The organism is Petrachloros mirabilis, from assembly GCF_975968855.1.
In genome coordinates this window covers 1-4,889 of record NZ_CDLUDY010000228.1, presented here as the reverse complement: position 1 = coordinate 4,889, position 4,889 = coordinate 1, and the positions used below count along the sequence as shown (strand labels likewise).

The window sequence follows — 4,889 nt, the reverse complement described above, 5'->3', positions numbered from 1 at the left end:
GTCGTTCTAACCCTCCTCCCTTGCCCCGGTCATCGACGGATCGGGCCAACGGGAACACTAGGATCCACTCACGGGTGGATCCGAGGGGCACAGGCTACCTTGGGACCAGTGAAACGGCGCGCGAATCTTTCATCTCGTCCTCGCAGTGCCTTACGATAAAGTAGCGTGCCCCATTTTTTGTCCGCTCGAAGGAAACCGACCTGGTGTTTCACAGCCTGACAACCACGCCTCTTGATGGAAGCAACATTCGACGTGCTTTCACAGCCGCTCTCGATTCCGCCAAGATTGAACATTTCCATTTCCTTGATCTTCGGCACACCTTTGCGACGAGGATGGTGCGGGCTGGAATAGACCTCTATAAAGTGCAGCGTCTGCTCGGGCATAAATCACCGATCATGACGCAGCGTTATGCGCATCACTATCCGGAAAGCTTGCGCGATGGGGTGGACGCGTTAGAGGCAGGACGGTTGGTTAGCACAAATTTAGCACAGCCGCGTGGGGTGAGTCTGGCGAGGCTTGTCTGAGCTATTGAAAGACTGGAGCCGGCGACCCGGATTGAACGGGCGACCTGCGGTTTACGAAACCGCTGCTCTACCAACTGAGCTACGCCGGCACCTGGAGGAAGGTTTATAACCTACACGGGTTTGTTGCCAGCCTCAAGGGCTTTTTCTTGTCGGGTCCTTCCCGTCAGTAGGCAAGAAAAGAAGGGTTATTCAAAACTGGCCATAGCCTGCCCCCTGACGAGCGCTTCTTGTCCGACATCCGGCATGCAGAAAGGTTCCTGCTCATTCCCTAAAACTTCTTTGGCCATCATCGCTACCCGCCCTTTGGTGTAGGTGCAGAGTTCTCCGGCAATGACCGTTCCGTTTTTGTCGAGGTCTGCCGCACCGCCAAGGCCTTGGAGCAATTGAAACGTAAACAGCCCGTGACGCGCGGGTTCAAACATGTGTGCTTCTTGCACGGCGCGATTGCCCACCATCCACATGATCTTGTCCTGACCTTCGCGTTCTCTGTCCCAAAAGAGCACCGTCTGATTTGTTTCCACCGATGGTTGTGCATGCTCGATTGAGATATCCAGCATGATAATGGCCCGCTGGATCGGCAACCTGGCCAGGATGTCTTGCACGCGCTTGAGGGAATACAGTCGGCTACCGGTGGTACCGGATGCATCGAACGGAACAAGAGAAAGATCGCCTGTGTCCGGCTCAATGACAACTCGTCCGGAGAAATAGACGTACACGACCGTTGCCTGATTGACGTGTTTCGGAAGCCAATCTTCGAACGCTTCAGCTAGATCGCTCTTCAGCGCGTGGCCATCGACGAGTTGCCGCACCCGCTCCGGCGGAATGCCTCCGAGCAGACTCCAGTACTTCGCAACAACCTCGGCATCCTGCACCGCATACTTCACCCGCGACACCGCATTGTCACGATACCGCCCAATTCCGATGGCAATTCCGATGGCATGAGGTTGTTTCAGTTTCCCGGATCCGGTCGGTACCGCGTCGACATCGATCGATTCCGGGTTTTCATCAGAGCCACTCTCCGGCTTCAACGCGACCGGAAACTTCTTTACCAACGGAATCCGCGCCAGCGAAGAGCTGCTTCGAAGCGTGAGTGTCAACTCGGCCCTTATTGGGTTTTTGATGGCTCCGGCCTTTCCTTGCACGGACAGATGCCTCTCCTCTCCGGGCATAAGGCTTCCGATAGGCAAGGCCCCGGGTAGTTTCTCAACCAGTTCTGGCGTCCCGTTGATCAGGACTTCGATGCCGGACACCTCTCCCGGTCCTTCGTTCTTCACTTCGATCTCAACGGAAATATTTTCGCCTGCCTGGATGGTCTGATTCTGATTTTCCCCACGAACGATTGCCCTAAACAACAATGACGATGGTTCGTCAGAAGGCTGGTGGTTTTCCCGTAATTCGGCAGCGGTAACCGTCGCCGTCACAACCATAACGGCACAGAGAACGAGAAATCGCAACACAACGTGCTCCATCAGTAGTTTCTTCCTTATACCCAAAATCCTCGTACATCACAATGCACGGGCCTTTTCGGACAATTGACAGTGCCGGGCCCCTCGGCTAAGGTCGCCACGATGTCCGGCATATTGACTTCTCCTCCACAGTCCTCAACCCTTTCCTGGTCTCTCATAGGGCGGCTGATTCGCTTCCAAAACCCAACAGGCACATGGCTCCTTCTTTTCCCCACCATGTGGGCATTGGTGCTGGCAGCCCGAGGCCTTCCCCCTTGGGACCTTGTCATCATCTTTTCACTCGGATCGTTTTTGATGCGCAGTGCCGGCGTAGTCTTGAACGACCTCGCAGACCGGTCATTCGACCGTCAGGTGACGCGAACCAAACAGCGTCCGCTCGCCTCCGGTGAGTTGACAACGGGGCAGGCCGTCGCCGTCTTGACTGTCCTGCTTATGCTCTCAGGACTGTTGGTCTCGCACCTGAATCTATTGACGATCTGCTTAAGCCCGATCGCTGTTCTCCTGGCTATGCTCTATCCATTCGCAAAACGCTATATCCATATCCCTCAAGCCATTCTGGGCATTGCCTTCGGATGGGGAACGATCATGGCATGGACGGCCCTGCGTGATTCATTAGACACAACGGGGTGGCTCGTGTTTGTCGCTACAGTGTGCTGGGCGATCGGATACGACACGATCTACGCCATTCAGGATCTGGAAGATGACCGGCGGATCGGCGTGAAATCTTCGGCGCTGTTCTTTGGATCCTCAGTGTGGGTTGCCGTGGCAGTCAGCTTGACCGCAATGCTCTGTATTCTTGGAATAGCAGGCGCGAGTTCCGGAATCGGATGGTTGTTCTATGGGATACTGGCTGTCGTCGGCCTATTCTGTTTCAAGCAGGTTGTGATACTGAAGAGTCAACAGGTTGACACGCGACACGCCTTCCTGATGTTTCAGCAACACGTTTGGTTTGGAACAGCGATTCTAGCCGGGTTGCTCTTCGGATTCGTACTCTAAGCTCAGCTGGCCGGCTGATCCGTCGGAGGTTCCCCCTTCGGCGCGCGCAACGTGCCGAGATACATCACCACCGCCTTGGCATCGTCATCGCTCACGCCAAGTGCCGGCATCCTCGTTTCGGGTTTCATCGCCTGGGGGTTCTTCACCCAGCGATAGGCCCAGGTCCCGTTTAGGCGGAACCCTGCACGATCCAAAGCGGGACCGACTTTTCCGCCTTCACCTCCGATGCTGTGGCATCCGTTGCAACCGTACTTGTTCGAATAGAGTCTCTTGCCGAGCTCGATCATCGGACCGACCTGGTCTTCCTTCACCGTCAAATCCGGTCTGGGGATGTTGAGCCCTTTCCCGGGCCGTGTCGAAAAGTTGTTCACAGCAGCCTGTGCAACATCCAGTTCTTTCTTCGCCTGAGCCATCTCCTCCTGCTCCTTGGCATAGGCGGACTCATCGACTTCGACATCCTTATTTGTTGCCTCACTCTGCTTCTCGGCCTCGTCACTGGCCTTCTGTTCAGCCGCTTCGTAGGCCTGCTTGGCCTGGTCGAATTTTTCCTGTGCCGCCTTGAGAGCTTCTTCCAATTCCTTCTTTCGTTCTTCCACTTTGAACTCAAGCTTCATGCCGTGCAACGAGCGGACGTAACCAACGATGGCCCAAATTTCTTCTTCCGACAGCGTGTACTTGAAGCTCGGCATTGTCGGCACGGCAAACTCGTCGTCGCCAATCTTGTCGCCCCCCTCGCTTGTGTCCTTCATGTCGCGCGAGATCGTCATGAAAATTTCCTCATCCTTAAAGGTACCCATTTCGGACTTATTGGACAGGTCCTTGGGCCGAGGATCCGGCATCGAGGACCAATTGAATCCTTCGTTTTGCCGTCCATTCTCGCCGTGACAATGCATGCAGTAGTGGGCATACAGTTCCTGGCCCTTCTTCTGCTGCTCACTCGCACAACCACCGGCGACGACGGCCCATACACCCATAAGGCCGGCCACCGCCCCCATGACTTGCAGCCTTGCCGCCTTCATGCTGACTGCCCTTTCTTCAGTTTACGGATCAACACGAATTGGAACGCCAACGCGATCCCCATGGCCAACGCAGCGTAAAAATAGCTCGAATAATCCGGTGGCGCTTCGGCCCGGAAATACCACCAAGACGACACAGCCTTCTGGGACCCCTTTTCGACAAGATCTCCCGCTGCGTCCTTTCGTCCGTCCCATACGGCAAAGGCGATATTGATGAATTCGCCGGGCTTGATCTGCGTGTCTTCCTCAACATGCTCTGTCGAGAGATCCCGCGAGAACACGACTTTCCACGTTCCATTGGAATAGGCACCCTTGGCCGAGACGTCCTGATGCTCTTGAGTTTTTAGCGTCCCGAATCCCTTGGCGTTCATATCAACCGCTTTGTCGTCTTTGTTCTTCCAGAACCAAATGTTCACAGGACCGCCTTCCACCTGAAGCATCGGCTGACCGTGCGCAAAGTGCGCCTTTTTGTCGCCGACCATAAACTCCAGTCCCCCCTCGGCGGGCATCTTCCAGATCTGAGGCTCACCACTTCGATTCGAGGTGAAGTAGATCCATCGGCCGTCGGCGGACCAGTGTCCCACGTACTCATGGGAGGGTTCCGGCGTCAGACGCCGCGGAATCCCCCCCTCGGCGTCGATGACGTAGATGTTTCCGTCACCCGCCTCCACGGAATCGAACAGGATCCACCGACCGTCCGGGGACCAGTCGGCCGATCCCGTGTGCTTCTCGTAGTCGGTCAGCTGGACCGGGTTGGAGCCGTCGCTCTCGCACACCCAGATGTTGCCCACACCGGTGCGGTTCGATGAGAACGCGATCCTTCGACCGTCCGGAGAATAGTCAGGATGATAGTCGAGGCCACTGGAGGCAATGAGCTTCTCCGGCTC

4 protein-coding genes, 1 tRNA gene and 1 pseudogene are annotated in these 4,889 nt (G+C 55.9%); 2 read left to right on the top strand and 4 right to left on the bottom strand.

Annotated features, from left to right (window positions below; all coding sequences use genetic code 11):
- Positions 1–197: 197 nt before the first annotated feature.
- Positions 198–524: pseudogene (locus ACWVCN_RS09430) on the top strand (tyrosine-type recombinase/integrase); the annotation flags it as partial.
- Positions 525–537: 13 nt separating this feature from the next.
- On the opposite strand, the gene ACWVCN_RS09425 reads toward ACWVCN_RS09430, so the two are convergent.
- Positions 538–613: transfer RNA gene (locus tag ACWVCN_RS09425), tRNA-Thr, on the bottom strand.
- A gap of 96 nt (positions 614–709) precedes the next feature.
- The gene (locus ACWVCN_RS09420; protein ID WP_455245337.1) at positions 710–1,993 is read right to left on the bottom strand and encodes a hypothetical protein; all 1,284 of its coding nucleotides are present in this window, start codon (positions 1,991–1,993) and stop codon (positions 710–712) included.
- Positions 1,994–2,092: 99 nt separating this feature from the next.
- Between ACWVCN_RS09420 and ubiA the strand changes: the two genes are divergently transcribed.
- Positions 2,093–2,986 (top strand): 4-hydroxybenzoate octaprenyltransferase, encoded by an 894-nt coding sequence (gene ubiA / locus ACWVCN_RS09415; RefSeq protein ID WP_455245335.1) that lies wholly within the window; start codon positions 2,093–2,095, stop codon positions 2,984–2,986.
- 2 nt (positions 2,987–2,988) lie between these two features.
- On the opposite strand, the gene ACWVCN_RS09410 is transcribed toward ubiA, so the two are convergent.
- Together ACWVCN_RS09410 and ACWVCN_RS09405 are read right to left on the bottom strand one after the other, a co-directional pair.
- A complete protein-coding gene (locus ACWVCN_RS09410) occupies positions 2,989–4,005 on the bottom strand; it encodes a c-type cytochrome (protein WP_455245334.1) in 1,017 nt (338 codons plus the stop codon).
- The coding region (locus tag ACWVCN_RS09405; RefSeq protein ID WP_455245332.1) for an ethylbenzene dehydrogenase-related protein at positions 4,002–4,889 on the bottom strand (888 nt) is incomplete at its 5' end. The genes ACWVCN_RS09405 and ACWVCN_RS09410, both read right to left, overlap by 4 nt.

Excerpts from the sequence above, each read along its gene's own strand:
- ACWVCN_RS09420 (WP_455245337.1), bottom strand. The coding sequence starts at position 1,993 with ATGGAGCACGTTGTGTTGCGATTTCTCGTTCTCTGTGCCGTTATGGTT.
- ubiA (WP_455245335.1), top strand. The coding sequence starts at position 2,093 with ATGTCCGGCATATTGACTTCTCCTCCACAGTCCTCAACCCTTTCCTGG.
- ACWVCN_RS09410 (WP_455245334.1), bottom strand. The coding sequence starts at position 4,005 with ATGAAGGCGGCAAGGCTGCAAGTCATGGGGGCGGTGGCCGGCCTTATG.